The sequence below is a fragment of the Nonomuraea sp. NPDC054003 genome (assembly GCF_055585125.1).
Map to the genome: position 1 here is coordinate 1 of NZ_JBVJKR010000028.1, position 26,471 is coordinate 26,471.

Below are 26,471 nucleotides of genomic sequence, written 5' to 3' on the forward strand. Positions count from 1 at the left end.
GGGCCAGCGACGGGGCCAGCAGGGTGCGCAGCTGGTCGGCGAGGTCGGCCAGGTCTTCAGGGGCGGGCATCAGGCCGATCGCCCGCTGCATTCTGCGCTCGGGGCTGTCCCAGTCGAGCCAGGCCGCCGCGCTCAGCGTCTCGGCGAGGGAGGTGAGACGGTCCACGAGCGCCTCCAGCTCCTGGACCGCCACCGGGTTGACGAGCCCCAGGCGCGCCCGCGCGAGCTCGGCTTCTGGGCCGCCGAGCTGCTGCAGGCGCTGGGACTCGATCAACCGCCCGGCCTGGCGGGCCAGCGGAACCAGTTGACGCAACAGCTCAGTGATCAGGTCGAACTGTCGTGCCTGCCGGTCGGGGTCGGCGAGCGTCGGGTCAACGGCCAGCGCCTGGGCGACCACATCGACGGCGGCCAGGGCTCGCCGGCGGGCCGTCACCACCACCGGATCGCCCTGAGCCGGCAGTTGCCCGGCCTTGCTGCGCATTCGGTCGACGACACTCACCAGACACCGGCCTTTCCGTACGGGTTTCGTGACAAGCATGGCGCATCCCGCCCTCTATCGTCGCCTGCTAAGGCTCGCCGCTGCCGGCCTTCTGGGCGGCCACCACCCGGGCCAGCCAGGCCCGTTCCATCGCTGGCGTCGGGTCGTCGGGGTGCGGGGCCTGCTCGTGGAGCTGCTGCGGTAGCGCGTGGCGGTGCAGGACCTCCCGCTGGAAGATCTCCGGCGGTTCGGTCGTGATCCACGCAGGGACATCCGGCGCCGCCGGGCCCTCAGCGCGTCGCTGAGCGCCGATCTCCGCCCGGCCGGTGTCCATCGCCCCCGGCGGAGGCGGGATCGTCGCCAGCGGTCGCTACAGACCCGTCCGACGCCCTCGAATTTACAAAGTAAAGACCAGGTGGTCGCTGATCTTGCTGCTTGTGGCGCTGCAACGCGGCGGCAGCGGTCGGCCCGGCAGCGGCCAGTGCGGCGCGGGCGGCGGCCGCGGCCCCGGCGCTGGCGTCGACCCGCCGGGCCTGGCGGGTCCGGCGTTCGGCGGCCGCGGCGGCCTGGCGTTCCACGGCGGCCTGGCGGCGGGCGGCGCGCTGCTGTGACAGCGAGGGCTGCAGGTCGCCGTCGGCGGTGCGCCAGGCGGCCAGGCGGTGCCGGATCCAGCCGGGCAGCCAGCGCGGCGGGTCGGTGAAGGTCCAGGCGCTGCCGTCAGGCCGGTGGTCGAGAGCGTGCAAGACGTCGTTCGGCGTCCACTCGGCGCGGAAGGGCTCGCGCAGCAGGCTGCGCAGGTGCTTGGCGCTGACCTTGCGCAAGATCGGGCTGCGCGTACGCAGCGCCTGGGCCGCTTTCAGCATGTCGATCTTGGTTCCTGGCGTCGCGGACAGCGGCCACGTCCAGGCGGTGCCGTCGCCGCTCTCACTGTCTGCTGTGCGGTCCTCGCGCCCGCGTACGACGGGGGAGTCCATAACTGGTTCTCTCTCTTCAGAGAGAGAACCAGTGGGGGGTCGCTTTTGATCCCCCGAAATCAGCTCGGACTCAGGGGAAACGACCTGATCATCAGGAGTGCCGGCGTCTTCGGCGCGCGGCTGGGGGCGCTGCGGAGCCAGGGGGATGATCAGCGCCCACTCCGCGCCCAGGTTGCCGGCGCCGTCGTCGACTAGGCCTCCGCGTGTCGTCGACCGGAAGCGGGGCGTGGAGCCCTCGGTCACCGTGGCAAGGAAGCCATGCTCACGCAGCCAGCGGACCCACTTCTTGGCCGTGGACTCGCTCAGGCCGGTCTTGGCCATGATCCGGGCCCGGGTCGGAATCGAGGTCCACACGGCCGGGTTGACCGGGCTGCGTTTGCCGCACCACATGATCACGCGCGCGACGGCCAGCAGGTTGCGGCAGGCGTCGCGGCGCCGGCCGGCCAGGAATGGGTGCGCCTCGAGGGCGCGCATCCACGCCCGCTGGGAGCGGGCGGACACGGCGCCGCCGGTCAGGTAGTTGACCGTGGCGATCGCCACGGTGATGGCCTCCCGCTTGACCAGCATGCAGGCCGTGCAGGCCGGATCGTGGCCAGCACCGTGCACCTCGCACGGCGGCCGCGACGTCGCCGGCGGCGCCGGGTCGGTGCGGTCCCCGCGGGCACGCCAGGCCGACACGGCCGCGAGCTCGTCGCCGGGCCAGCCATCGAGCTGGTCATCCCGCTCGGTGCCGGGCGGGGTCGGGGAAGCGGTTTGCATGCGCCCCGGCGTGTCTTCAGGGCGTAGTGGGCTAACCGCCTGGGTGCCTGCTATCGTCGGTCTCCAGACGTGACAAAACCCGTCGACGTCGATCTGCTCTTCGCCGGCCAAAGCTTCGGAGCTGATCGATTCAGACGCGTCAATCGGAATGAAGTTGTTTGTCCCAGCCCCGCAGCCAGCGGGGCATTTTTTATGTCCTGATCGCCTCCCGGCGTGATCAAAGTCGGGTCAGTCCCGCAGTCTTCCACGTTGACAGCCTGTGGATGAACGCTGACGGCCAAGAAAGCCCCGGCGTGTCGCGCATGGCCAGTGCAAACCGGACGGCAAGGCCGCAGACGGGCACCGGCACGAACGCCGGGCACCCCGGCTGCGGACAGCGCCGTGGCCGGCACCGGCGTGTTGTGATCACTCCTACCAGATTTCCTGACAAGCCGGGCGATTCTCTTTACAACGAGTGCGATTCGCTTGTCAGATTGCCTGTTCAATCGGGTTTTCCCGGCTCGCTCTGGCCCGATAGGACGGGCCGTCAAGCTGATGCGCGACGCGATCCCAGCGAGCGAGCCAGAGGGCAGGCCCTCGCCCCGGGGAAGCGGGGCGAGGGCCTCGGTGCGGGAGGCGTGGTGCGGCATGGGTCAGGCCACCCCGAGCTCGGTTATTGAGGCGCCGTCCTGGTCGACGTCGTCTTCGAGGGAGGCGACCCACGTGTCGGCGGCCACGGCCTGCTCGTGCGCGGCCTGGATGACGGTGGTCAGCTCGGCGCGCAGGCCTTCCAGCAGGGCGGCCGCCTGGACGGCGTAGCGGGCGATGTGCGCGGCCGGGCAACTGCCGGCCAGCTCCACCAGCTCGGTGGGCCCGGCGTGGGGCAGGCGGGCCAGCAGGCCGGCGATCGCGTCGGCCTCCGTGACGAGCTCCATGCCTTCGCCGCTGTCCGCGTCGGCCAGGGCGTCGAGCTCGGCGAGCTCGGCGTGGCCGACCGGGGTCACGACGGGCAGGCAGACGGGCTGGCAGGCACTGCACAGGTCGCCCAGCATGAGCGGGTCGGGCACCCAGGCGTAGCCGCCGATGCAGGCCGCGTTCTCGGTGCATCCGCACATCCGGCAGGCCGGCCCGTCCAGATTGGCGTCCAGGTCGGCCGACAGCTCGGCGACCGTCTCCTGGACCTCGGGGTCGCGCTGCGCGGTGCGGATCGCGGCCAGCAGCAGGTCTCCGGCCAGCTCGTACGGGCGGCGCCCGGCCCGCCGGCACATCGCGGTGTAGGTGCGGATCTGGCGCTCGCCGAGCACGTGGGTGGTGAAGCGGGCCTGCGGCACGCCGGTGCTCTTGTCGACGTGGCGGACCAGGCGCGGCACGCCGGCGCCCAGCGCGGGGGTCATGTCGGTGGCGGTCATGCGTCCCCCTTGGCAGCCAGCGCGTAGGCCAGGGCCAGCAGCGCCCGCGGGATCAGCGCGTCCTGGTCGGGCAACTGGTCGAACTCGGCAGCGGCCCGGCCCAGGTGCACGGCCATCTGCGCGGCCGGCCCTCCGGCGATCGCGTAGCAGGCGGCCAGCAGCGCGTCGACGAGCGCGATCTCCTCGTGGACGACAATCGGGTCACCGCGGTGCTCGTCCAACGCCCGGGCGGCCGCGGTCAGGTAGCCGACGCCGCGCCCGCCAGTGTGGCCGGTGCTGATCGCTGCGTGACCGGCGCCGATCAGGCACGCCAGCGTGACGTGGTCGAGGACATCGAGGCCGGGGGTCTGCTTGGCGGCCCGGGTGATTGCGTCCAAGCGGCGGGCGGCCTGGCCGCGGTAGGAGCGGGTGGCGGCCGCGGCCGGGCTCAGCGACCCGGTGTCGGCCGCCAGCGCGTTGGCCACGGTGCTGGTTGTGGTGCTGATCGTGGTGGTGGACATGGGTTATCTCCCTTGGATGGATGGGACGGAGCAGGGGTGATCGGAGGGCGGCGAGGTGATCGCCCGAGTGGGGCTTCGGTGGGCCGGGAACTCGTCCCAGGTGCGGCCGTCCAGGAGCCGTCCGCCGGCTTTCGGGGTGAGCCCGCCGCGCTGCTTGAAGAAGAAGGGGATGCGCTGGTCGACGCAGCGGTCGCGGACATCGCGGACCCAGGCCAGGTCCAGCGTCCGGTGCCCGGGACCGCTCTCGCCTCCGGCGATCACCCAGCCGATGCCGGTCAGGTCGAGGCTGGGCAGCGGGCCCAGCAGCGGCTCCAGCGACAGGAACCTGATCGCGGCCGGTGCCCGGCGGATCTCCTCAGCCCGCCGGCAGTACGCGTCGGACTCGATCGAGGTGCCGATCCACACGTTCGGCAGCGGCCACGGCGGCAACCACACGGTGTCTCCGCCGGTGCCCGTCGTCCTCCAGCCTCCGCCGAGGCCGGAGTCGCCGGCTAGCCGGTGCCCGCCGAGATCGAGTTGCCAGGAACGCCAGGCCCGGCTCGCGATCAGGTCGGTGGCCTGTTCCCCGACCTCGCGCACGAACGCCGGATCGGCCAGGACCGCCGCGAGCCGCTGGGGCCGCTTGGTCAGCACCTGGAACTGGTGACGGCCGGTCAAGGCCATGACCGCCCAGATGCGAGCCTGGACCTTGCGGCCGACGCGGGCGTGCCCGAGGTCGCTCATCGAGTTGACGAACACGGTGCGCGGGGTGCGCCAGCGCAGCGGCTCGGTGAAGGTCTGCTCGTGGACGGTGAGGGCGAAGCCGGGGCCGCTGGAGCGGGGGTCGCCGTCTTGCTGGTACTTCGCTGAGCCCATGGCCTTGAGGCGCTTGGCCAAGGTCAGCGCGTAACAGTTGTCGCAGCCTGGGGAGATGCGGTCACAGCCGGTCGTCGGGTTCCACGTGACCTCGGTCCATTCGATGCGGGAAGTCGTGCTCACCTCAGACCTCCTGGTCGTGGTGGTCGGAGCGGATCTTGCTTGTCGGGGTGGGGTGCGCATCAGGCGCTCACCTCCCAGCCGTGGCAGTCCAGGCAGGCGCCGTAGCGGCGGGGTAGGCAGTAGTCCTGCTCGATCCCGCAGTCGGGGCAGATCCGGCGGGCCCGCAGTGCCTTGGCGATCGCCTCCAGCTGCGCCGCGGTCGGCCGGCGTTTGGGTTTGGCCAGCGCCCGCTCGTACAGGTAGGCGACGCCGATGCCGCGCGGAGCTCCGGCGGCCTGGCCGCCGCGCCGGGTGCGCCACATGATCTGCGCGCGGACCGGCTGGCCGCCGGGCCGCAGCCCGTCGGCGGCCAGCTGGCGCCGGGTGGCCAGCCCGGCCGGGGCCATCCGCCACGGGTAGGTGGGCAGGCCGCTGTGCCGGGACCCGTCGGGGTCCCAGAACGGCAGCCGCGCCCTGCTCACCGCGAGTCCTCCGGCGCCGCCGGGGACACCGGCTCAGAGGCCTGCTGAGAGGCGTCCTGGGCGGCGCGCATGGCGTCGATCACCTCATCGGGCACCCACCGGCCCGATGCCGGCAGCAGCGCGCCGTGGCCGTTGGCCTTGGCCCACGCGCGGGCCTGGCGGGTGTCGTAGTCGGCGCCCGGCTGGTAGCGGCGTCGGGTGGCCGGGGTGCGGGTGCGGCCGCCGCTGATGATCTCCTTGGCCTGGTCGAGCCTGGCCTTGGCCTGGTCCAGCTGCGCGGTCAGCCGGGCCTTGGCCTGATCGAGCTGCGCGGTCAGGCGGGCGATCTCCCGTTCGGCCTCGGCCGCCGCCTGGACGGCCGCCGCCTGCCGCTCCTTGGTCTTGTCCGTCTCCATCAGGCAGCCGCGCAGCACCCCGGCGGCGTGCTCCAGCTTGGCCCGGGCCCGCTTGACCTTCGGGTCGGGGCAGACGGCGGCCAGGCGCAGCAGCTCGCGCAGGTCGGCCTGGGCGATCGCCTTCTGCCCCGGGGAGGCGTCCGGCGGGTGCGGCACTCCATGCTGGTCGATCAGCAGGCCCTCGCGGGCGGCGAGCTTGCGCACTGCGGCGACCGGCCAGGTGGTGGCGTCGCTGATCTTGGTGACGTTGACGCTCTGCCGCAGCAGGGCCAGCACCTGGCCCTCGCCTCGCACGTCCTGAACCTCACGACCGTCGCGGGTGGCGGTGCCGTTGGTCACGGCGTTCATGCCGGCACCACCCCCGAGGGTGCGGGGTGGCACTGCGGGCAGCGGCTCAGCTGGCCGCGCTTGTCGACGGCCTGGCGGGCCACCGGCAGACACCGGCCGCACCACGGCGGCCGCCCGTCCAACGAGGCGAGCATCTGCAGCAGCAGCCTCACCCGGTCGGCCAGCGGGATCGCGGTGGAGCATTCGCTGAGCCGCTCGGTCAGCGCGGCCGGTGCCCAGCCGACGGCCAGCAGGTCCACGATCGCCTCGGTGCTGTCCCACCGGGCGTGGTCGTCGTCGATGGTGACCGCCCCGATGATGTCGCCGGCGCGGATGACGAGCGCGGGCGACCGCAGCGCGTCCCACAGCCCATAGGGCGAACCGGCCGCCTTCAGGTCGGCGCTGGACCGGGTCCAGTCGACGCCGAGCGCGCCGAGATGGTCAGCTGCCACGAGGGCCTGCCAGGGGGAGGTGTAGTCGTGGTGGCCCTGAACGGCCTCGCCCTGCCAGTGCACCACCAGCCAGCGCGGCCCGCCCTCGTCACCCTCGGGGTCGCGGCTGCGGATCAGCAGGCCGGGCTCGCGGGTGGTGTAGGCGGTCGTGGTGACGACCTGGTCGCGCTCGTGGTCGTGGTAGGCGTAGGGGGTCGGGGTGAGGACGACGTCCGCCGTCGCCGGAGCCTTCATCTCTGCCCCTTCGGCGTCAGCGTGATGATGGCGTTCATCACGGCCAGGCCTTCGTCGACCTGGCGGAGCAGAGGGCCGGCCTCAGCCAGGATCCGGGCGGCCTGCTCGTACGTGGGGATCTCGGTGCTGGGCGCGGTCATGACAGCGCCCCCAGGGCCCCCAGGGCTCCCAGCGGTAGTGCGGCCACCAGGCAGGCCAGCGCGGCCAGCAGCAGGTCGACCGCGATGCGCAGCCTGCGGTACTTGGCCAGGGCCAGCTGCGACAGCCGGGCCACCTCATCGGCCAGCCGCTCGGTGAGGGGCTCGTGGACGGTGAGCGTGGCCAGCAGCGCGGCGCCGTCGCCGGCGGCGTGGCGGACGAAGCCGTACCCGTGCCCGGGGGTGGGCAGCTGGGGCCGGATCACGTACAGCAGCACCGCGACGGCGGCCGCTAGCAGGGCGGCGCCGGTGATGACCGCGACGGTGGCGGGCAGCGGCAGGTGGATGACGCCGGCGGCGGCCGCGAGGATCGCCACGGCGGTGCCGGCCCAGCCCATCAGGGCCGCGGCTTTGGTGTCGATGCGGGCGAGTTCGGCGCGCACGGCGTCGCCCTCGCGCTGCAGCACCGCCACCAGGCCGGTCGACGGCTTCGTCGTCGTGGGCGCGGTCGGGGGTGCGGTCGGGGGTTCCGTGGGGGGCGCGGTCGTGCCGCTGTCGGCTGTCCGGACGGACGGCGCGGTTGGCGCGGCGGTGGGCAGACGGGTCATGATGGAGTTGCCTCCTGATCTGGTGGATTGGTGGGGCTGTGCGGGCGCGCCCGTCGCGGATGGTCTTGGTCGATTGGCCGCGGTGGTGCGCGCCCGTCTGATGACGCGAAGTGGTTAGACGGTGCTGGTGATGGCCCCGTACAGCGCCATGACGCGCATGACGAAGGCGTGCGGGTCGTCGTCGGCGTCGCGTTCGTCGTCGTTGGCGTGCTGCAGGTTGCCCGCCTGGCAGCGCAGGTGCAGGTCGTCCTCGCTGGGCGCGGTCTGCAGCCAGGCCAGGATCGGCTCGGTGTTGGTCAGCACCGCCAGCGGGTCGGCGCGGCGGGTGGTCAGCCTGCTGGCCCAGCGCAGCGCGTCGGCGCGCGCGGAGCTCGCGGCCGGTGCGGCCGGGGGCAGGTCCAGCTCGGTGAAGGCGTACTGCGGGTCGTGAGTCATGCGGGTCTGGCTCCCTGTCGTCGGTGGGGGTCGGATCGGGCGTGGGGGTCAGGCGGTGGCCTGAGCGGCTCGGGTGCGGGCGTAGGCCAGCGCGCGGCGGCGCATGGTGATCGTGGGCGCGCCGGTGTGCACCAGGTCCACGAGTTGCTCGGCGCGGGGCGTGCGGGCGGCGTGCTGGTCGAGCATCGCCCGGATGCAGGCGTCGCCGTCCAGGCCGGAGTCCGTCAGCCGGTTGGCGGCGACGTCGTCGACGAACGCCTCGCGCGCGCCCACCGCGACCGCTCGCAGCAGCAGCGTCATGCCCAGCAGCGCGATCAGCAGGCCCGCCAGCCAGGGCGGCCAGGCCAGGCCCATTCCGGCCGCCAGGGCGACGATCAGGACCGGCAGGGCACGGTCGCACCACACGGCGGTGCGGGTGGGCGGGGTGGCGGCGCAGACGAGCTCGTGGGCCAGGGCGCCGGCGGCCGCCCGCCCGGCCGGGCTGCCGGGGTCGGCGTACAGCAGCGCCATATCGATGTGCAGCACGGTGGCGGAGTGACAGCCGACCTCGAAGGTTTCCACCAGCGGGTCGGTCTCGGGGTCGACGTCGGCGCTGCGGGTGATAGCGAGCATGATGGCCGGCAGGCCGGTGGCGGTGCCGAGCTGCAGCGCCAAGCTGGCCAGGTCGGCCAGCGCCGCCTCGCGGCCAGGTTGTGGGCTTGGGATGGGCAGGGTCATGACGGTTCGCCTTCCTAGGTGGTGGAGCGGGTTCGTTGATCAGTGGGCCAGGGGGCCACGGGCCGTGAGGTGCTCTACGTGGCGAGTGCGTACTGGCCGCGCTCGTGCTTGGCGACCGGGCCGTCCTCCGCCGAGAGCCGCTTGAGGGCGTTGCGAACGGAGTTGAGCGCCTTGATCTGGCGGCCGCCGTCGGCGTTGACGGCCTCCCAGATGACGGGGGCGGTCATCGGAGCCTCAGCGTCGGCCAGAACGGCCAGGACGCGGTCCTCCAGGGACGCGGGCGGCAGGGTGACGTCGTCGGCTTCGCCGTCGTCGTAGTCGTCGCCGGCGTGGTCATCGATGTGGTCGTCGACGCCGGCCGCCGGGCGCCGCCCGGCCTTGCCCGCCGCGCTCTTCTGCGCTTCGGCAGCGAACCTCGCACACAGGGCGTCGAAGGCGGGGCCGTCGTCGCGCAGCTCGTACGCGCTGCGCTCGAGGTTGTTGTCGAGCGCCCGCACGGCGGCGTCCGCCAGGCTGCGGGGCTGGCTGCTGAGCGCCCGCACCGAGGCGTCCTCCAGGTGGCGGGGCTCCTCAGACCCGTACAGGGCCAGGATCTCCGGGTCCAAGCCGGGCAACGGGGTGATGGAGCCCAGCCGCAGGTGACGCATGAGGGACGTCGGGCGCGGCCCGGACGGGTAGTAGGCCATCCCCTGCGTGCCCGGGGATTCGACGACGTCGCCGACGTCGAACGGCGAGCGCAGCACAGTCGGGGTCAGCTTCCCGGGGATGGGCACGAGCTGCGTGCCGCCCGGCAGGATGCCGTCGCCGACCAGCTGGCGCATCATGGACGACGTCCAGCGCAGCAAGGTGACCTCGCCGGTCTTCATCATCGCGCGGAGCGTGTCGGAGCCGCCCAGCTCCTCCAGGTGGCTGGCCTGGGCGGCAAGGCCGACGCCCACGCCCAAGGACCGGCCGGTCCGCGACAGCTCCTTCAGCAGGTACGTGGCCAGGGCCCGGTAGGGGGCGCCGCGCTCGAGCAACCTGTTGGCCTCGTCGATCCACACGTGCAGCAGCGGGTCCTCGCCGAGCACGAAGCTGTTGCGGCCCAGGGCGCTGTAGCGGCGCATCCGGGCCTGGGCGACCTTCACCGCCGCCAGCAGCATGAGGATGGCGCCCTCCGGGGTGGTGGTGCGCCAGTCGACGTTGCCCGCCGCCTCGGGGACGGAGGTGCCCTCCTTCAGGTCGGCGAGCCAGGTGCAGACGCGGTTGATCTTCTCGGCGATCAGCTGGAGCTGCAGGGACCGGGACTTGCCGGCGCCGGTCGTGCCGAACAGCACGAACCGCTGCGCGCTGCCGGTCGAGGGGTCGAACAGCCGCTTCTTGACCGGCTGCCCGTTGTGGTAGAGCCCGGCCGTGTACTGGCCGCTGCTGTCCATCACCAGGTCCTCGCGAGTCACGGCCCGCACCTCGGCGAGCGGGTTGCGCGGGTAGACCATGACCATGCCGAGATAGCCCTGCGTCTCCACGACCAGGCGGCCCGGGTCGTCGATGCCCAGCTTCTTGCACAGGGCGTCGATGTCGTAGGTGATCGCCTTGCCCTCGGGGTGCTCGACTGTGAACACGGTCAGCTCGCCGTCAGCCGCGGCGGGCCGGGCCGTCGCGGCGTTCGCGGTCTTCACACGTCCTCCCTGGTGATGCTCGTGGTGGTGCTGGTGACCGGGATGGTGCGGACCTTGCCGCCCGGGGTGCCGACCTGGATTCCGGTGAGCACCGTGCCGGGCATGGCCTTGGGGGCGATGTTCTTGGCCCAGCGGGTGGCCAGGTCGTCGGTCTCCTCCGGGTTGCCGACCTTCAGCAGCCGCACGCCCGCGCCCCGGCCGGGCACCGCCTCGATGGCGATCTCGTCCTCGGGCACGTCCATGAGGGCGCTCAGACGGCGGATGGAGATGTCGGGGACTGGCTCGCCGGGAGCGGCGGCGCGGATGATGGCCCGGATGGAGCGGGGGCCGGTCGACTCGACGTCGTCCAGGACGGTGGCCGGGGCCGGGCCGCCATCGACAGCGACCCTGGCCGCCCACCACCGAGCGGCCGGGTGGTCGCTCACGAGCGGCCCGGCCGGGACCAGCTCGACGGCCGGGGCCGGCGGCGTCAGCATGCGCCGGCCGACCTCGGCCGGGCGCGTCACCCACACCCCGACCGTCCAGGTCATCAGCGCGGCTGCCTCGACGGTCGTCGCCACGGGGTGGATGCCGGGGGTCAGCTGCTGACCGATCAGCAGGGCGGCCAGGCTGACGCCGGGCGTCACATACAGCGCCGTGGCGGCCGCCCGCTGGAGCCCGTCGGGCTTCCACAACCGCAGCGTGGCCAGCCCGCCCACAGTGAGCGCGGCATCGGCCAGCAGGGACGCGCCGGCGAGGTCGCCGGTGAACAAACCGACCGACGCGGCGGCGGCGCCGGCGAGGGTGGCCACACGGCCGGTCGCGCTGCGCACGACCTCCAGGCGGCGGCGCGCCCGGTCCAGGGCGGGCCAGCGCGGCAGCTCGACCTCCAGGGGCGGCAGGGCGGGCACCTTCGCGGCCCGGGTGTTCGTGGCCATCGGCGATCTCCTCTCGCGGGTCAGCGGTTGCTGTAGAACTCGGACCTGGCCATCCGGCCGGTCTTGGTGCGGATGGCCTCGACCACACCGCCGTAGTCGTTCTGGTGGGCGTCGCGGGCCTCCTCGAACAGCAGGCTCATCTCCTGCGTGGCTTCGGCCATGGCGGCGGCGTCCTCCAGCGCGCCGCGCATGACCGCCGCGGCGTCGCGGAACTCGCCCACGGTGTCGTCGTCGACGTCCAGACCCGCCATCTGGTCGGCTGTCTGGTCGACGCTCGCGGCGCATCCCTCGACGTAGGCGTAGGTGGCGCGGATCTGCTCACTCAGGCCACTCAGCCGCACCGCGGCGTAGCCGAGCTGGGCCATGAGAATGCCGTAGCGGACGATGCGGGAAAGGACGTTGCCGCCCTCCTCCAGCGCCTCACCGGTCGAGCTGATCGCCACTTCGTTCATCAGGGATCTCCCTATTCGTCGTGGTACTCGCGCTCGGCAGGCCGGATGTGGCCGTAGTCGCGGGTGGTGTCGGCCACGCCCAGGTCCCGGGCGGCGGCGTTGCCGGCCGCCACGGTGATCGCCTCGGACGCGGCGGGCAGCGTCTCGGCCAGGCCGTCGGCGCATGCCTTGACGTGCAGGGCCTTGTCGACCAGCCGGCCCCAGATGGCCTCCAGCCAGCCCGGCACCTTCAGGTCGACGATCTCGGCGTGCAGGGCCTCCAGCCGGCCCGCCATGCGCTCGGCGCCCGCCGCGGTGGCGCGGGCCGCGTCCACGCCCTCGGTGATCTCCTCTGCCGCGTCCTCGGCGGCCTCGATCACGTCCCGGATGGTCAGCTCGGCGTCGTCGTCGTACTGCGTGCCGTGGGCCGGCATGCCCGGCCCGCCGGCCATCAGAGTGGACGGGCGCGGCCCGGGCACGGCCCCAGCCGGGATGGAGAAGCGGTTCATCTGGCCTCCAGTGGCCTGGCCAGCAGCGGCCTGGACGGTCGGACGTTCGCCGCTCGCCGGCGGCGCGGTGCGGCGAAACTCGGTCGTGGTCGCGGTGGTGGTGGTCTGGGTGGCGGTCGAGCTGGCGGCGGCCGGGGCCAGCGCGGGCCGTCCGGCGGCCGGGGCGCCCGCCACCGCGGCGGCGGGTGCGCTCTGCCGGCGCTGCCGGGGCCGGACGTCGACGCGCTCGACGGTGATCCGGGTGGACCGGTCAGCCCCCGGCGGGGGCCGCATCCACTCGCCGCCGGGCGGCGGGGGCGGCGGCGTCCGGGTCCAGGACTCCCGGCGGCCCTGCGCACCGCCGGTCGCACCAGCCGCACCGGTCGTGCCGGTCGAGGTGGTGGTGCCGGTCGAGGCGTTCGCGCTCGCCGAGCGGGCCGCCGTGCGGCGGGCCCACCGGCGCTGCGCCCACTCCGGGGACCAGGTCCAGCGCAGCGTCCAGCGCATCCACCGGGGCCGGCGCGAGCGCCCGGCCTTGCTGCCCTCGCGGCGCTTGGAGCTGGTCTTGCCCGTGGGCGCGGCGGGCTTGGGGCGGCGGTTCCAGCGCTTGCGGCCGGGCGGCAGCGCCTTGTCCCCACCGGGGCCGGGCTTGCTCTTGGGCGGGGCCGTCCACGTCATCTTCGGGGGCTTGGGCGGCGTGGTCGTGCCGTCCTTGTCCTTCGCCTTGTCCTTGGCCTTGTCCTCGCCGCCCTTGCCGCCCTTGCCGTCCTTGGTGCCGGTGTCCTTGCGGCGCTCACGCGTCTGAAGGCACGGCTGGTCGCCGAGCCCGCCCTTGGCCTTGCTCCTGGTCTTGCTCCGCTTGCGCGGCTTGGTCCCGGGGCCCGCGTCGGGAGTCGTCCGGCCGTCAGGCGCGGCCTTGGGAGCCTTCGGAGGCTTGGGGGTCTTCGGGGCCTTGCGGTTGCGTCCCGGGCCGTCGTGCCCACCCGTCTGGGAGCCGCCAGAGCGCCGCCGGGAGCCCTCCTGGCGCAAGCCCGACAGGATGCCACCGCCGTCGCCCTTCGAGCCGCCACGGCCGCCTCCACTGCCGCCCCCGGCGCCGGTGCCGCCGTGGCCGTTGGCCGCCGCCTTGGCCTTGGCCCTGTCGGCGACGGCACGGGCCTCGTCAGCGAGCGCCTGGCGGTGCCGGGCCCGGTGCCACATCCCCTTGGCGGCCGCCACACCGAGCGCGGCCATCAGCGCCATGCACACCTGCAACGTCTCGCGGCCTGTCGGGTTGTCAGGGTCCTCAGGCCCCGGCAGCACAAGCTCGCCCTCGCCGTCCCCGGACTCGGGCAGGGACGGCAAGGGAGGGGGCGGCGGCATCAGCAGGGCCGCCGGCGGGCCCATCGAGGCGACGCTCGGCAACCCGTCGGAGTGGAAGGCGGCCGGAACATCGTCGGCCGGGGCCGCCTTGGACGGCGCTGCGGGCGCGGCAGGCAGCGGCGGCAGGGGAGGCAGCGGCGGCGGCGCGACCGATCCTTCCGAGCGCGGCCGGAAGGACACGACCTTGCCCCGGCCGGCGTCGGTGGTGGTGTTGTCAGCCACGGCGGGCCCCTTCCAAGGCGTTGACGGACAGTGACGAGATGGCGTAGCCTCGCGCGCCCGCGCGTCCGCGCGTCCACGCGTCCGCATAGGGGGCCCTCGGCGGGGCGCTCGGGGTGTAGATGAACATGAAGATGAACCTCGCCTCGGTCACTGGCTGTAGCGTTCGCAGAAGTTCTGAAGAGTGCGGGCCAGGTCGCCCCACGCCAGTTCGTCGCCGGCGGCGGTCCGCTCCCGGGCCACCTTCCGGGCCTGGTCCCACCACAGATCGGCGGTCCCCTGAGGGCCACGACCGGCCAGCCACGCCTGGCGCTCCTCGGCGTGGCGACGCTGGTTGAAGGCGCGGCGCTCTTCCTTGGTCATCGGCCGGGTCACAGTGCCTCCTTCACGGGTTGGCGGCCGGATGCCGCCCTGGCCGGGCCAGGGCGGCGGTGGACTGTGCAGCGGTGCATGCGGTCATGCCGGCCGGTCACGGCGGACCATGTCCAGGAAGCTGCCGTCCTGGTCGGCCGGGGTCACCGGGCGCGGCCGGGGGTAGGGCTGCCCGCCGCCTCCGTTCACGCGGTGCGGGACGCCGCGGCTGAGCGAGGCGGCCTCCTGCTTGGCCTCGGCGGCGGCCTGGCGGGCCTGCGGGATCTCGTGGCGCTGCCGCCGGTACTGGGCAGCCACCTCGAACGTCAGCTTCGTGGCGGCCTCCAGGTGGTCCTGGAGCTTGGCCAGCGGCGCGGTGACCTTGTGGTGGCGCCACCACGCCTCGAAGGTGCCATATCCGGCGGGCGGGTTGGCCCGCCACATCGCCTCCGCGTCCCGGCGGATGCGGGCCACGTAGTCGACGTACTCGGCCAGCGCCACCCGGAGCTGGCCAGTCCACGCGTCCACCATCGGCGGGCTGTCCAGCTGATCTCCCGACCAGGGGCCGGTCGAGTTGGTGCTCATGGTGCGTCCTTTCAGCAGGTCACGGCGTCGCCGCCGTGAGGAATGGTGCGGTTGTCGTCGGCGGGGTGCCAGTCGAGCCAGCAGCACACGGTGCGGCTGGTCGGCTCGATGCGGACCTCGTAGGTGTCGGCCACCTCGTTGACGAGGGACAGGCCGTAGCCGCCCTCACCGGCAGGGCGGGCCGCCGGGGCCGGTGCCGGCCCCAGGTCGATGCAGGTCACCCCGACCCTGCAGGCCCGGCCGCGTGCCTGGCCGCTGGGCTGATCGTGGGGCTGGACGTCCAGCTCCACCTGCACCGCGTACCGGCCGCCCGCCGCGCCGGACGCCGAATGCAGCACCGCGTTGGTGGCCAGCTCGCTCACCACCAGGGCGACGTCGTCGGCGCGCGGGCAGCCCGCAGGCAGGCAGCTCAGCACCCACGCGCGGGCCTGCCCGATCGACTCCGGCAAGCCGGGAAACGCCTGGTGGTGCGCGTCGGGGACGGTGATCGTGGTTGTCATCTACGCCACCCCCGCCCGATGCCCCGCCTGATGCTGCGTCCGGTGCACGGGCACCGCCGACTGCGCCAGCAGCCGCGACGGCCGGGCTCCCGCGAGCGGCACCTGGCCGTGCCCAGCCAGGCATTCACGCACGTAGACCAGTGGATCGGCCTCGCCGAGCGCGGCGGCCGCCACGCTCGCCCTCGATGCGGCCAGCAGCTCGCTGTAGGCGGCCGCCAGCAGCGCCAGCTCATCGCGCGTCAGCGCATCAGTCCTGGTCAGCACGTTCGTCAGCGTGGGCGTCATGACGTCGCCCCCAGCAGGTGCGCCACGACCCGGTCCAGGTCCAGATGATCGATCTCGCGGCCCAGCGGCACCCGCCGGCACGTGGCCTCGACGAACTTGCGCAGCACCGCGGTGGCCACGTAGAACGCCATCGGGATGGCGCCGTGCTCGGGGGTGAGCTCGACCACGGTGAACCCCTCGGCCTCGTGCGGGCCGATCAGGACCAGGTCCTCGCCCGCCGGGCCCTCCAGACCATCGATCAGCAGCGCCCGGCCGAACACGTACGACACCGTCTGCCGCCCCTTGTCGTCGACGAACGCCAGCGTCACCGCGAACGGGTCGCCGACGTCGTAGGAGAACATCGCGTTGACCGGCTGACGGTCGACCGACCACATGACCAGGCCCTGCAGGATGGGGCGGCGCCTCATGACGCACCCCCACCGGACTGCGCGATCGCCTTCTTGACCTTGCTGGCCGGGCCGGTACCGCACCCGAGCGCCTCACGGAACTTGTGCACGCCCGCGTCCGCCGGCAGCTTCCCGGCCGCGATCAGGGCGCGCGCCCGGTCGGTCAGCGCGTCGATGTCGACCTTCGCCCGGGCCGGCGGAGCGCTGTACCGGCGTCCGGCGTTCGCCCTGTACTCAAGGCCAGTACGAGCGTCGGTACGGCCCGATTCGGGCACCGGTACGGGCAGCACCTCCAGGACCGACCACAGCGCGGGCAGCACCCACACGGCGGTCACCGCGGCGATCGGGCCCAGGCTGTGCACGATCAGGTTCAGAACCTTGTCCCCGAAGCTGCCCCCGGCCGCGAACGCCGGCCAGCAGTTGAGCACCAGCGTCAGCGCCAGCAGCAGCACCTCGACGCGGAACATCTTCTTGCCCGCCGCAGACGTGCGGTCGACAACCTTGCCGCGCATCGCCGAGTAGGCCTGCACGGCCACGGTGGCCAGCAGCGGCAGGCTCATCGCGAACTCGATGAGAAACGCGGCCCACCAAGCGACGGAGAACTTCTCCAGGCTCAGCGCCGTGGCCACCGACGCCTGCACGCCGATGCTGGAGATGGCCAGGCCGATCACGACCGCGACCATGACCATCGTCGTGGTCGTGCGGCGTACCTTGGCGTCGCGGTAGGCCAGCGCGACCGGGTCCTGGGCCAGCTCATGCAGCCGGGCGGCCTCGTAGGCGGCAATACGACGCCTGCGCAGCCGCTTGGTGTCGACCAGCAGCGGCGTCTCATCGGCCTGCAGGCGCGCCAGCTGGTGCGCTTCTGCGACCTGGCGGCGCAGCTGGCGCACCCGCCGGGTCTCGCCGTCGTCCTCGAACTCGAGGGGGACCAGCTCGCCGTCGACGACCTCGTCATCGGCATCGTCGCCGGCCGGGTCATCGTCGTGGTCGTCGGCCCGGTCGTCGACCACGTCGGCGCGGACGGTCACGGCCTCGATCTCGCCGGGCTTGTCGGCGGCCGCCAGGTCGACCATCGGGTCCTCGGGAAGCGGCGACGGCGCGGGCAGAGGCGTGGCCTGCTCATACAGACGACGCTCGATCTGCAGCAGAACGCGGTCGATGTCGTCGTCGAACGGGCTGGGGGTGGGAGTCGCGATGCTCACCGAGCCACCTCCCCCGCGCCAGCGGCCGGCTCGGGGACAGCCGTCTTCGCTGCGGCCTCGCGCAGCATGGCCACCACCTGGCCCTGCGTACGGCTGGGCTCGCGCTGCCACTCCGTGAGCGGCTGCCCGTCGAGGTGCGCCACGATGGCGTCCCACACCAGCGTGCACAGCACCTGGTCGTGGGGGTCCGGAGGCGAGGACATGGTGACCTGGCTGACGGCCTTCATCACGTCCCGGCCGAGGATGCCCGCGGGGTCCCAGCCCTCGCGGTCCAGCAGCTCGGCGGCATGGGTCAGGGTGTCACTCAGCCAGTTCTTCGGCGCGGCGGCAGCCAGCAGCTTCTTCGTCACGTCCGCGCGCGTCGGAAGTGCCTGCGAGCGCCGACGACGCCACAGCCGGGACCACCAGCTGTTGCGGCGGCGGTCGGCCAGCAGCTCGATGCCGTCGGCGACGGAAGCCAGGCCGTCCTCGACCTCGTCGCGCACGGGCTCGACCTGGTCGGTCAGGCCGTCCACGCTGTCGGCGATCTCGGACAGCGGCTTCATCGCCGCGGTCAACTCACGCACCGCGCCGGCGACGTCGGGCCGGTTATCGCGGGCGGCGGCGAGCTGGCGGAGCTCGACGCGCAGCCCGGCGAGCTCGCCGGCGACGGCCAGCACCGCGGTCGCGGTCGCAGCCTGCGCGGCGTACATCGCGGTCGCGGCGTCCCGCTCGTGGACGATTTTGTACGTGCTGTCGAAGCCGACGTCATAGAAGCGGTCGTTGCGGGCCGCGTCGGCCAGCAGGGCCTTGGCCTGCTCAGCAGGAGTGGGGGTCTGTGCAGGTGGTGTGATCGTCATCAGGCCACCGCCCCTGCGGACTCTGCGCGCAGCAGCTCCGAGATGTCGCGGGAGCGGAAGCGGCGCAGCCGGCCCCCTGGAGTCGGAACGGCGCTGAGTCGCCCGGTTCGCACCCACCGGCGGATGGTCTCGGGGTGGACGCGGAACACGGCCGCTACCTCGCCAGTAAGCAGCAGCTGTTCCTTCGCAGGCCCTTCATCGGTAAGGATGGTCATTGGGTCGTTTCTCCTCTTCAGACGGGGATGGGTGGCGACCCTGCGGGGCGGCCTGGTGGGATCAGCACCAGGACCGCCCTTCGTCGTGTCGAAACGGACTTGGTGTAATAGGACACAAGCTAGATGTGTACTAGCACACTGTCAATGACGTGGCGGCAAAGCGTGTCGAAGGGGCTACTTTGGCTTACCGCTAGGTGTACTAGTACGCTATGAGCTGCAATCCTGACGCAGCTCACAGGAGGAGCGTTTCGTGGCACCTGAGGTTCATCGACCTGAACCCCCGTACCTGCAAGTGGTCCGACACATCCGGGGTCAGATCGAACGCGGGGAACTGCAGGATGGCGACACGATCCCGTCAGCTCGCCAGCTCGGCAAAGACTGGAATATCGCCTTGGCCACCGCGACGAAGGTGATGGCTACCTTGCGCGCGGAAGGCCTCACCCGGGCGGTGGTCGGCGTGGGCACAGTCGTCAACACGGCCAGCACGTCACACTCGCCAACTGACCGTGCGGTTTCCATACGACGGACCGGGCGCATCTATCCGCCTGACGAGCACGCAAAGATCGTTTCCGCCTTTCTGGTCGAGTCGTCTGAGCAGGTAGCCGATGCTTTGGGCATTGAGGCTGGCGCACTCGCAATCCGGCGGCAAAGGGTCACGTATCGCGGCGATCGGCCCGTTTCGGCTTCCATCAGCTGGTTCGATGGTCAACTCGCGGAGGCGGCTCCGCGGCTGCTGGAAGCCGAGCGCATCCTGCAGGGCACGTTTGGCTATCTGGCGGAGGTCACCGGCCGGACCATCAGGACGTCCCGGGATCAGAACGCTGCCGATGCGGCCACTGACCAAGACGCTCGTGACCTCGGGGTTCCTGTCGGGTCGCCTGTTCTAAGGGGCCGAAACTGGGTCATTGACAGCGCAGGCTCGGTGCTGGAGTACGGCGAGTACGTCTCGGCTGCCGGCCGCTGGCAGGCATACGAGTTCGAGATCAACTGAGAGACGGGAAACCTTTGTGAAACTGATCCACTCGGGCAAGGTACGCGACGTCTACGCAGACGGCGACGACCTCATCTTGGTCGCCTCAGACCGCGTTAGTGTGTACGACGTCGTGCTGCCCACACCTATCCCTGACAAGGGCAAGGTCCTGACCCAGCTGTCGCTGTGGTGGTTCGACCAACTCGCCGATGTCTTTCCCAACCACGTAATCAGCGGTACCGACGTACCTGCAGAGTGGGCCGGCCGCGCCGTGCGATGTCAGCGACTGCAGATGCTGCCGGTGGAGTTCATCGCCCGCGGCTACCTGGCCGGGCTCGGACTTCAGGAGTACCGGAAGCAGGGCACTGTCTCGGGCGTGCCGCTCCCGGCCGGCCTGGTGGAGGGCTCCCAGCTGCCCGAACCAATCTTCACCCCTACGACGAAGGCGACCGTTGGCCATGACGAGTTCGTCACCTTCGACGACGTCGTCAACCAGATCGGCGCTGACACCGCCAATCGGCTCCGCGACGCCACGCTGGAGATCTACAAGCGCGGTGCCCGCATCGCTGCCGAGCGCGGCATCATCATCGCCGATACCAAGCTCGAGTTCGGCATGGCACCGGACGGCACGCTGGTCCTAGCCGACGAAGTGCTCACCTCCGACTCCAGCCGCTTCTGGCCGGCGGAATCCTGGGAGCCCGGCCGCCCGCAACACGCCCTCGACAAGCAGTTCGTCCGAGACTGGTCCAGCACGCTTGACTGGGACCGGACCCCGCCCGGCCCGCCCATCCCCGACGACATCGTGGACGTCACCCGCGCCCGCTACATCGACGTCTACCAGCGCATTACCGGTACCGCCTGGAAGGACGACCGATGAGCACCGAACGCCAGTACTACGACCCGGCCCACCTGGTCCGCGAGATCCGCGAACTGCTGCATGCGCACGGCCGCGAGCCCGGCCCCGCTACCAGCGAGGCAAAGACTGCGGCCAGCATGCTGCTGAGGGCGCTCAATGTCACCCCTGCCATGGACGGGGTAGAAGCATTGATCCGCGCGATGGATAAGCCGTGGGTGGAAGCCGATGACCAAGCAGCGGAGCACATGGGATCGCGCTGACTTCTCTTTCCCGAAGTCTAGCCCAGCAGCTCATGCCGGACGGGGCCCGGGCTGGGGTGCTCCGCCCGTCTGCCACAAGGTCCTGCCGCGCGCGAAAGGGTTACCTCGACTTCGGTTGAGGCCCCCCTTTCCACACATCAACGGTGCTCTTGGAACGCGCTGCGTTCGATCTATTCCAGCAGCGTTCGCAGTTCGGTGAAGGTTTGGCGGACTTCCTTCGGGTGATCCCGGACAGCGCTGCGGAGGATGTCCCGCTTGACCACGTGCCGGATCCCTGGGGATCGATCCCCGCGGCAACGACTAGGGCGTCTTCCCCTTCGGGAGGGGCGGGTGTTCTCTCCGACGACAGCCGTCAGGTATACGGTGATCGTGGACTTGCCGACACCGACCTCCCTGCACTGACCCACCGCTGAGGCGAGCTCGTGGTAGGCGTGCTGATGCGTGGAGACGGTGGGTGAGCGCCGGAGGGTGGGCGTCAGCTTACGGCTGGTCTACGGTGCTGTGCCCTTCGGCAATCTTGATGGTCTGCCGGCTTGAACGGACAATCCGCCCGTGAGGACCTTGACCTGGCGAGGGAGGTCTGATGGCGGAACCTGCGTTCCATGAAGACGACGAGGCCCGTCGGCGGCTGGAGGAGTTGGGGCTGAGCTGGTCCGACATCGAGCATGCGCTGCTCGCGGCGGATCGTGAGGCGCGTTTGTACACCCATCTCGATCCGCCCAACACTCCTGGCATCGGCCGCTGGGGCAAGACGAACCGCTTTCTGCGGGAGCGGTTGATGGTGCGCGGCTGGACATACGACAACCCACGGAATCTGCCCCGGACGATCCATCCGGAGGGCGAGTTCGCGATCGTGGCCACCACGGGTGACGAGTGCACCGGCCTTCGTCTGCCCGGTATGCAGCCGACGACGAAGTATGCCAAAGGGCCAGCGACGGCGCATCTGGTGGAGAGGAACGAGCGCTTCGTGCAGCCTGCGCTGTTCGAAGAGGAGGTACCGGGCGAGGAGATCGGTGAGGCGCTGGCGGAGGTGACCGGGCCAACTGGCGGAGAGCCGCATGTCGTGTGGCTGCTGCTGTACAACGCGATGCTGGCGGAGATTCGTTCAGAGTTGTCGCTGCCGCTGTCGATCACTTCGAAGGGGTACGTGGACAGCTGGAGCGAGCGGATTCTGCTGCCGGCTCTGACGGGAAGGGATCTCGGGAAGGAGGCGTGAAATCAGTGACGGGAGAGGCCGAGGCGAGGATGATGGATCGTCTCTCTTGGCCGATCAGCGGAGGATGCGCCACGGTGTAGTCCCCGTCCGAGCTTCCAGCGTCTGGTTGATGTGATGAGTTCTCCGTCCGGGTTTTTCGCTCCCTCACGTCTGGTGTTGGCGCGCAAGCGCCGTGGGCTGACGGTCCTAGGCCTGGCTCAGCTCAGCGGTGTGAGCCCGCGCTCGGTGTCGGCATACGAGCGGGGCGAGCGCAGCCCAAGCCCGCAGGCCCGTTCCTGCCTCGCCGACGTTCTGAATTTTCCTGAAGGCTTCTTTCTCGGAGAAGATCTGGAGGAGGTACCTGAGCCGGCGATCAGCTTCCGCGCGGCCATCAAGCACACCGCAGGACGCAAGAACGCTGCCCGCAGCGCCGCCAGAATCGGCATTCTCATCAATGAGTGGGTGGAGGAGCGCGTCAGCGTGCCCGATCCGGACATGCCGCGCTTGCCGGGAACGGACCCGGAAACGGCCGCGCAGGTGGTCCGGATCAGCTGGGGGCTGGGGCAGGCGCCGGTCTCGAACATGATCCGTCTACTGGAGAGGCACGGCGTACGTGTCTATGCGCTGCCACCCGACTGCGCCGATGTGGGGAGCTTTTCGTTGTACTGGCGCGGTGTGCCGTTCTTGTTTCTCGGCCGGGCAGGTGACGGCGCACAAGCCCGGGTGGAGGTTGCCCACGAGCTGGCGCACCTGGTGTTGCACCGTGGTGAAGTGTCACCAGCCAGCGGTGAGGCGGAGACGGCCGCGGACGAGTTCGCCGCCCACTTCCTGATGCCTGCTCCCGATCTGCTGGGCCGGACGCTGTATCGCGCCGGCAGCGACCGCATTCAAGATGTGAGCCACGCCTTGAAGGTGCCCGGAATGGCGTTGGCGCACCGGTTGCGTGGCATGGGACTGCTGGAGGGGGAGGACTATCGCAGCGTGTGTGCCAACCTGCATCGGTTTGCCGCTCTGCCTGTGGGTGGGGAGACCTCGCAGGTGCTTACAGACCTGCTGACGGCCGGGCGGGGCCAGCAGGTGCGCCCGGCCGACATCGCTCGCCAGCTCCGGCTCACTCGTGAGGACGTCGTCGGCCACCTCCATGGTCTGGCTCCTATCTTGATGGCGGGCAATGGGTATCCCATGGGGCCGCCACCAGGCCGTCCTCCCCTTCGGATGATCAGAAGCAGTTAGCCGGGTCGGCAGGGGTATCATCGCCGTAACTTCTGTGATGAGAAGCCTAGAAGGCCGTCCCCGCTCGCTGGGGGCGGCCTTTCTGCGTGCCTGCCGGTGAGGGTCTCTCTAGGATGTCGGTTGTCACTGGCGTCAGTGACAACTCATCACAGGAGGACCCATGATCGCCTACTCCGGCCGACACGGCGAGACGATACCGTGACGACTCCATCCTCAACCCCAGTCCAGCTCGATGCCACAGCTGTCCAGGAACAGCTCGCCGGAATTTGGAATCTCCTCACGCCCACCGACCGGGCCCAGTTCGAGAGCGTGGTCGCGGCCATTGCCGGTCGACCTATCCGCATCACGATCGGCAACATGAAGGGCGGCGTCAACAAGACAACCACCGCCGTCCATCTGGCTCTAGCCCTCGCACTGACCGGTGATCCCGTCCTGCTCGTCGACGGTGATCCGAAGAACCAGAGCAGTCTCATGTGGAAGCTCGGCGCCGGCGACGAATGGCCGATCAACCTGACCGTCATGCCCTGGGCAACTCCGGATCTGGCCAAACGGGTGACTGCCATGGAGGGGCAGTTCAAGCATCTGGTCATCGACACCAGTCCTCAGCACGACGACATCCTGCGCGCTGGACTGATGGTGACCGACACCTTCGTGATCCCCTGTCAGCCGACGCCCATGGACACCGCCCAGCTCGACTCCACGTTCCAGGTGGCAGAGCAGATGGACGCTCTCAAGGCCGCCCACGGAGGCGAGCTGGCCGCGATCGTTCTGTTCGCCCGGGCCAAGCAGGCGGGCGCGAACGACACGAACTTGCTCCGGACTTCCTATGCCCGGGTCGAGAAGAAGGACTATCCAGTGTTCTCCACGCCGCTGTACGACTCCATCCGCTACGCGGAAGCGTTCGGCATGTTCCCACGCACTTTCCGGGAGTACGGCAAGGTAGTCGCCGAACTGGCGGCATTCGCGCTGGGGCTCGATGAGGTGCCCGGCGTACAGGGAGGCCGTAGGTGACGCCACCGGACACTCGCGAGCAGCATCGGCCGCCTCAGCGCAGGCGGGCCGCCAGCCGAGGCAATGCGGCGGAGGAGGCCTTCGATCGGCTGGAGAAGGCACAGCAGGAAGCTGCGGCGATGACGAGCTGGGCCGATGACGCATGGGCGACGTCGGCGCCAGACACCACCGACGCAGAGGTTGTCCGCGCGCCAGCCCCTGCCCTGCCTGCAGACGCGTTCGTGGAGAAGCTGGCCCGCGGGGACGTGCCCACTCTGGAGGACTGCGAGAAGCACATCACGGCGATCACCACGCAGTGGCTTCTCGCGGTGGGCCGGGCCCTGGCCGCCATCCGTGACCATGGATTGTTTCGGGACAAGGGCTACACTTCGTTCACGGCGTACCTCAAGAACGAGCACCCGTGGCATCCGTCGTACGTTTCTCGCGTCATTGCCGACATCCCCGTCGTGGAGGCACTCGCTGAGCACGGCGTGGACAGGGACCTAAATGAGGGGCAGGCCAGCGCGGTCAGGCCGGTACTGGAAGAGCACGGCCGTGAGGCCCTATACGACGTGTGGGACTCCACTGAAGGAAAGAAGTCTGCTGCCGCCCTCGTACGGGTCGCCCGGGCCAAGGGCTACCTCCCCCCTCCGGAGGACACCGAGACCGAGAGCGGGGAGGCCACCTTTTCAAAGAACTTGGCGCGCTTCCGCGAGTTCGCCGAACTGGTGAGCGACGGCCAAGGGAAGCGCCTCATCGAGGCTGCCAAAGAGGACCCCGACTGGGGAAAGGGCGTGCTCTTTCCTGCCCTACGACAGGCAGTGTGGATGCTGGAATCAGAGTTCGAGCCCGAAAGTTGATCTTGTTGACAAATTTGTCATCAGCACCGAGGGCGCCCTACCCCACAGCAGAGGCGCCCTCGGTGCTCTCGGCCCCCACAATCGCGCCCGTGAACAGATGGAACGCGAGGACGCGATGAGGCACCCCGGGCCGTTTGGGTTCCTGCTGGAGGGCTGGCAAAAACGCAGCGTGTGGGGCTGGGATGAAGGCACCGGCAGCTGGTGGGCGCAGTTGTGGCGCGATGACCTGCCCAGCGACCCGGTGTCCGACGCCCCGAACGTGGGCTTCGGCCCGCTGTACGGCCAGCACATCTCCACGGTGAGCGGCCTGGTGCCGCTGATCGCGGCCGCCACGCAGGTGGAGCCGGACCGTATCGACCAGCTGCTTGCCGACAGCATGAGCTGACCCTCCCTGAATCCCCGCCGCCCGCCGACTACGACGGCGGGCGGTCAACGGGCAGTCCCTCAGGGACTTGATGGGGGCCTCGCTGTTGCACGCCGGCATCTTTGTGCGCACTTCTCCTCCGATAGCGGCCGATGAAGGAGGACCAGTGCTCGATGAAACCACCCCTGGGGAAAACACTCACGGGTCCGCACCCCTGGAAGGTGGGGCTGACGGAGCGGGCGGTTCGCCTGCAGCAGGTGATCAGACAGGGCGGCCAGTGGTAGCCGTGAACGCGGCTCTGGTGGGTGTACCTGCCGCGTACGTGACCACGCAATCCGTCCCGGTCACTTTAATCACCGCGGGAGTAGCTGTGGTCTTCGCGCTCCTGGCCTACCGGCGTCGCTAAAGATCCGCGTTCCTGAAATTTCTCGGATCGAGCTTTGCACGATGGCTCCCTAACTTGCACTCTTAGGTCAACACGGCGGGCACCGTTGCTCCGGTCCCGCTTGTCCGCGCCGCTCGGCTCCGCCGGGCGGCCAGATCCATTTCCCAGCGCTGCCGATAGGCAGCCAACACACCCAGGAGTGCGGATGAGCAAATTGCGACCTTGCGCATCAGCGAGGTACCAGAAAAGGAGCAGGATCAAATGGCCACGTCCGAGCAGGCGGATACGAAAACCCAGCACCTTCTGAGGGAAGAGGGCTTCGAAGACTTCTACCAGGGGCACTTCACGCAGCTCATCAAGTTCCTGATCTTCTGGGGCGCGCGGAACGAAGCGGAGGACGCCGCCCAGGAGGCCATGGAAGCCGCCTTCCGGAACTGGCAGGGCATCCACTCCGACCGTATGACGTGGGTGCGGACCGCAGCGACGAGGATCGTCCTTCGTAACCGCAAGAGGGCGAAGCTTCTCCAGGACCGGCTCTACCTCAACAGTTGCCTCCAGGACCGTGTGTCCTACAGCGGCAGCACCATGCTGGTGTTGGAGATGCTGGACACGCTGCCCCAGGAGCAGCGCGAGGTGATGGCGTGGATCATCGACGGCTACGAGCCCGGGGAGATCGCGAAGATGACGGGCCAGAAGTCCGCTACGGTGCGCTCCCACGCCCGTCACGCCCGGGAGAAGCTGAAGGCGCTGCTCCACCAGCACACCGAAGCGGCTAGAAAGGAGGCAAGCGATGGACCATGAAAAAGACCTCGATACCCTTCTCACAGACGCGTCCAGGTCCGCGCTGAAGTCTCTGGACGCAGCGATCGATGTCGAGCAGCGGCTGCGCGACCTGTACGACGGCGTAGCTGACGAAGACGACACACCCACTGGCACCGACAGCATGCACTGAGCACATGGCGAAGAAGATGAAGGCCAACGCGTAAGCCACCATGTGGAGAAGTCGCGGTACGGTGGGTATGTAGGTGTGCTTACACCGTTGGGCCGCTGGCGGACCAACAGTAAGAAGCCCCACGG

The 26,471-nt window shown here is 70.6% G+C and carries 35 protein-coding genes; 10 read left to right on the top strand and 25 right to left on the bottom strand.

Features of this window, described 5'->3' with window-relative positions; genetic code table 11:
* The 25 genes from ACZ6YG_RS43120 to ACZ6YG_RS43240 form a co-directional block, all read right to left on the bottom strand.
* Window positions 1–481 (bottom strand): hypothetical protein (locus ACZ6YG_RS43120; RefSeq protein ID WP_466021159.1); only part of this gene is annotated, 481 nt, incomplete at its 3' end.
* A gap of 85 nt (window positions 482–566) precedes the next feature.
* The gene (locus ACZ6YG_RS43125) at window positions 567–812 is read right to left on the bottom strand and encodes a hypothetical protein (protein ID WP_466021160.1); all 246 of its coding nucleotides are present in this window, start codon (window positions 810–812) and stop codon (window positions 567–569) included.
* Window positions 769–2,211, bottom strand: coding sequence for a hypothetical protein (locus ACZ6YG_RS43130; RefSeq protein ID WP_466021161.1), 1,443 nt, complete (start codon window positions 2,209–2,211; stop codon window positions 769–771). Before ACZ6YG_RS43130 ends, ACZ6YG_RS43125 begins: the two co-directional genes overlap by 44 nt.
* A gap of 632 nt (window positions 2,212–2,843) precedes the next feature.
* The gene (locus ACZ6YG_RS43135) at window positions 2,844–3,599 is read right to left on the bottom strand and encodes a hypothetical protein (RefSeq protein ID WP_466021162.1); all 756 of its coding nucleotides are present in this window, start codon (window positions 3,597–3,599) and stop codon (window positions 2,844–2,846) included.
* Complete coding sequence (locus ACZ6YG_RS43140; protein ID WP_466021163.1) at window positions 3,596–4,099, bottom strand: hypothetical protein; 504 nt, start codon at window positions 4,097–4,099, stop codon at window positions 3,596–3,598. Before ACZ6YG_RS43140 ends, ACZ6YG_RS43135 begins: the two co-directional genes overlap by 4 nt.
* Before the next feature lie 3 nt (window positions 4,100–4,102).
* Window positions 4,103–5,077, bottom strand: a complete 975-nt coding sequence (locus ACZ6YG_RS43145; protein WP_466021164.1) for a DUF5131 family protein — start codon at window positions 5,075–5,077, stop codon at window positions 4,103–4,105.
* Between the two features lie 59 nt (window positions 5,078–5,136).
* Complete coding sequence (locus ACZ6YG_RS43150; RefSeq protein ID WP_466021165.1) at window positions 5,137–5,538, bottom strand: RRQRL motif-containing zinc-binding protein; 402 nt, start codon at window positions 5,536–5,538, stop codon at window positions 5,137–5,139.
* On the bottom strand, window positions 5,535–6,281 hold the full coding sequence (locus ACZ6YG_RS43155) for a hypothetical protein (RefSeq protein WP_466021166.1): 747 nt from the start codon (window positions 6,279–6,281) through the stop codon (window positions 5,535–5,537). Before ACZ6YG_RS43155 ends, ACZ6YG_RS43150 begins: the two co-directional genes overlap by 4 nt.
* On the bottom strand, window positions 6,278–6,946 hold the full coding sequence (locus ACZ6YG_RS43160; protein ID WP_466021167.1) for a hypothetical protein: 669 nt from the start codon (window positions 6,944–6,946) through the stop codon (window positions 6,278–6,280). The genes ACZ6YG_RS43155 and ACZ6YG_RS43160 overlap by 4 nt, the downstream gene beginning before the upstream one ends.
* Window positions 6,943–7,086 (bottom strand): hypothetical protein, encoded by a 144-nt coding sequence (locus ACZ6YG_RS43165; protein WP_466021168.1) that lies wholly within the window; start codon window positions 7,084–7,086, stop codon window positions 6,943–6,945. The genes ACZ6YG_RS43160 and ACZ6YG_RS43165 overlap by 4 nt, the downstream gene beginning before the upstream one ends.
* Window positions 7,083–7,691: a Pycsar system effector family protein gene (locus tag ACZ6YG_RS43170; protein WP_466021169.1), complete on the bottom strand. Its 609-nt coding sequence runs from the start codon at window positions 7,689–7,691 to the stop codon at window positions 7,083–7,085. The genes ACZ6YG_RS43165 and ACZ6YG_RS43170 overlap by 4 nt, the downstream gene beginning before the upstream one ends.
* Before the next feature lie 114 nt (window positions 7,692–7,805).
* The gene (locus ACZ6YG_RS43175) at window positions 7,806–8,126 is read right to left on the bottom strand and encodes a hypothetical protein (RefSeq protein ID WP_466021170.1); all 321 of its coding nucleotides are present in this window, start codon (window positions 8,124–8,126) and stop codon (window positions 7,806–7,808) included.
* Window positions 8,127–8,174: 48 nt separating this feature from the next.
* On the bottom strand, window positions 8,175–8,843 hold the full coding sequence (locus tag ACZ6YG_RS43180) for a hypothetical protein (protein ID WP_466021171.1): 669 nt from the start codon (window positions 8,841–8,843) through the stop codon (window positions 8,175–8,177).
* A gap of 74 nt (window positions 8,844–8,917) precedes the next feature.
* Window positions 8,918–10,501, bottom strand: a complete 1,584-nt coding sequence (locus ACZ6YG_RS43185; RefSeq protein ID WP_466021172.1) for a hypothetical protein — start codon at window positions 10,499–10,501, stop codon at window positions 8,918–8,920.
* Window positions 10,498–11,418: a hypothetical protein gene (locus ACZ6YG_RS43190; protein WP_466021173.1), complete on the bottom strand. Its 921-nt coding sequence runs from the start codon at window positions 11,416–11,418 to the stop codon at window positions 10,498–10,500. Before ACZ6YG_RS43190 ends, ACZ6YG_RS43185 begins: the two co-directional genes overlap by 4 nt.
* Window positions 11,419–11,438: 20 nt before the next feature.
* Window positions 11,439–11,870, bottom strand: coding sequence for a hypothetical protein (locus tag ACZ6YG_RS43195; protein ID WP_466021174.1), 432 nt, complete (start codon window positions 11,868–11,870; stop codon window positions 11,439–11,441).
* Window positions 11,871–11,881: 11 nt separating this feature from the next.
* Window positions 11,882–13,921 carry a hypothetical protein gene (locus ACZ6YG_RS43200; protein WP_466021175.1) on the bottom strand — a complete coding sequence of 680 codons (2,040 nt, stop codon included), beginning with the start codon at window positions 13,919–13,921 and terminating at the stop codon, window positions 11,882–11,884.
* 147 nt (window positions 13,922–14,068) lie between these two features.
* Entirely contained in the window at window positions 14,069–14,293 is a 225-nt protein-coding gene (locus tag ACZ6YG_RS43205) for a hypothetical protein (RefSeq protein ID WP_466021176.1), read from the bottom strand.
* A gap of 81 nt (window positions 14,294–14,374) precedes the next feature.
* Entirely contained in the window at window positions 14,375–14,854 is a 480-nt protein-coding gene (locus ACZ6YG_RS43210; RefSeq protein WP_466021177.1) for a hypothetical protein, read from the bottom strand.
* Between the two features lie 11 nt (window positions 14,855–14,865).
* On the bottom strand, window positions 14,866–15,354 hold the full coding sequence (locus tag ACZ6YG_RS43215; protein WP_466021178.1) for an ATP-binding protein: 489 nt from the start codon (window positions 15,352–15,354) through the stop codon (window positions 14,866–14,868).
* Window positions 15,355–15,639 (bottom strand): hypothetical protein, encoded by a 285-nt coding sequence (locus tag ACZ6YG_RS43220; RefSeq protein WP_466021179.1) that lies wholly within the window; start codon window positions 15,637–15,639, stop codon window positions 15,355–15,357. It abuts the gene before it with no gap.
* Window positions 15,636–16,046, bottom strand: a complete 411-nt coding sequence (locus ACZ6YG_RS43225) for an SsgA family sporulation/cell division regulator (protein WP_466021180.1) — start codon at window positions 16,044–16,046, stop codon at window positions 15,636–15,638. Before ACZ6YG_RS43225 ends, ACZ6YG_RS43220 begins: the two co-directional genes overlap by 4 nt.
* Window positions 16,043–17,227 (bottom strand): hypothetical protein, encoded by a 1,185-nt coding sequence (locus tag ACZ6YG_RS43230; RefSeq protein ID WP_466021181.1) that lies wholly within the window; start codon window positions 17,225–17,227, stop codon window positions 16,043–16,045. Before ACZ6YG_RS43230 ends, ACZ6YG_RS43225 begins: the two co-directional genes overlap by 4 nt.
* Entirely contained in the window at window positions 17,224–18,066 is an 843-nt protein-coding gene (locus ACZ6YG_RS43235; RefSeq protein WP_466021182.1) for a DUF6197 family protein, read from the bottom strand. The genes ACZ6YG_RS43230 and ACZ6YG_RS43235 overlap by 4 nt, the downstream gene beginning before the upstream one ends.
* Window positions 18,066–18,281: a helix-turn-helix domain-containing protein gene (locus ACZ6YG_RS43240; protein ID WP_466021183.1), complete on the bottom strand. Its 216-nt coding sequence runs from the start codon at window positions 18,279–18,281 to the stop codon at window positions 18,066–18,068. Before ACZ6YG_RS43240 ends, ACZ6YG_RS43235 begins: the two co-directional genes overlap by 1 nt.
* A 250-nt stretch (window positions 18,282–18,531) precedes the next feature.
* Between ACZ6YG_RS43240 and ACZ6YG_RS43245 the strand changes: the two genes are divergently transcribed.
* From ACZ6YG_RS43245 to ACZ6YG_RS43290, 10 genes are all read left to right on the top strand, one after another.
* Window positions 18,532–19,272, top strand: coding sequence for a GntR family transcriptional regulator (locus tag ACZ6YG_RS43245; RefSeq protein WP_466021184.1), 741 nt, complete (start codon window positions 18,532–18,534; stop codon window positions 19,270–19,272).
* 16 nt (window positions 19,273–19,288) lie between these two features.
* Window positions 19,289–20,128 (top strand): phosphoribosylaminoimidazolesuccinocarboxamide synthase, encoded by an 840-nt coding sequence (locus ACZ6YG_RS43250; RefSeq protein ID WP_466021185.1) that lies wholly within the window; start codon window positions 19,289–19,291, stop codon window positions 20,126–20,128.
* The gene (locus tag ACZ6YG_RS43255; RefSeq protein ID WP_466021186.1) at window positions 20,125–20,367 is read left to right on the top strand and encodes a hypothetical protein; all 243 of its coding nucleotides are present in this window, start codon (window positions 20,125–20,127) and stop codon (window positions 20,365–20,367) included. Before ACZ6YG_RS43250 ends, ACZ6YG_RS43255 begins: the two co-directional genes overlap by 4 nt.
* A gap of 583 nt (window positions 20,368–20,950) precedes the next feature.
* On the top strand, window positions 20,951–21,583 hold the full coding sequence (locus ACZ6YG_RS43260; RefSeq protein WP_466021187.1) for a hypothetical protein: 633 nt from the start codon (window positions 20,951–20,953) through the stop codon (window positions 21,581–21,583).
* A gap of 114 nt (window positions 21,584–21,697) precedes the next feature.
* Window positions 21,698–22,795, top strand: a complete 1,098-nt coding sequence (locus ACZ6YG_RS43265) for a helix-turn-helix domain-containing protein (protein ID WP_466021188.1) — start codon at window positions 21,698–21,700, stop codon at window positions 22,793–22,795.
* 198 nt (window positions 22,796–22,993) lie between these two features.
* Window positions 22,994–23,806, top strand: coding sequence for an AAA family ATPase (locus ACZ6YG_RS43270; RefSeq protein ID WP_466021189.1), 813 nt, complete (start codon window positions 22,994–22,996; stop codon window positions 23,804–23,806).
* A 119-nt stretch (window positions 23,807–23,925) separates the two neighbouring features.
* Complete coding sequence (locus ACZ6YG_RS43275) at window positions 23,926–24,645, top strand: hypothetical protein (RefSeq protein WP_466021190.1); 720 nt, start codon at window positions 23,926–23,928, stop codon at window positions 24,643–24,645.
* A 97-nt stretch (window positions 24,646–24,742) separates the two neighbouring features.
* Window positions 24,743–25,030 carry a hypothetical protein gene (locus tag ACZ6YG_RS43280; RefSeq protein WP_466021191.1) on the top strand — a complete coding sequence of 96 codons (288 nt, stop codon included), beginning with the start codon at window positions 24,743–24,745 and terminating at the stop codon, window positions 25,028–25,030.
* 586 nt (window positions 25,031–25,616) lie between these two features.
* Window positions 25,617–26,195: an RNA polymerase sigma factor gene (locus ACZ6YG_RS43285; protein WP_466021192.1), complete on the top strand. Its 579-nt coding sequence runs from the start codon at window positions 25,617–25,619 to the stop codon at window positions 26,193–26,195.
* Window positions 26,185–26,346 carry a hypothetical protein gene (locus tag ACZ6YG_RS43290; RefSeq protein WP_466021193.1) on the top strand — a complete coding sequence of 54 codons (162 nt, stop codon included), beginning with the start codon at window positions 26,185–26,187 and terminating at the stop codon, window positions 26,344–26,346. The genes ACZ6YG_RS43285 and ACZ6YG_RS43290 overlap by 11 nt, the downstream gene beginning before the upstream one ends.
* The last annotated feature ends 125 nt before the right edge of the window (window positions 26,347–26,471 follow it).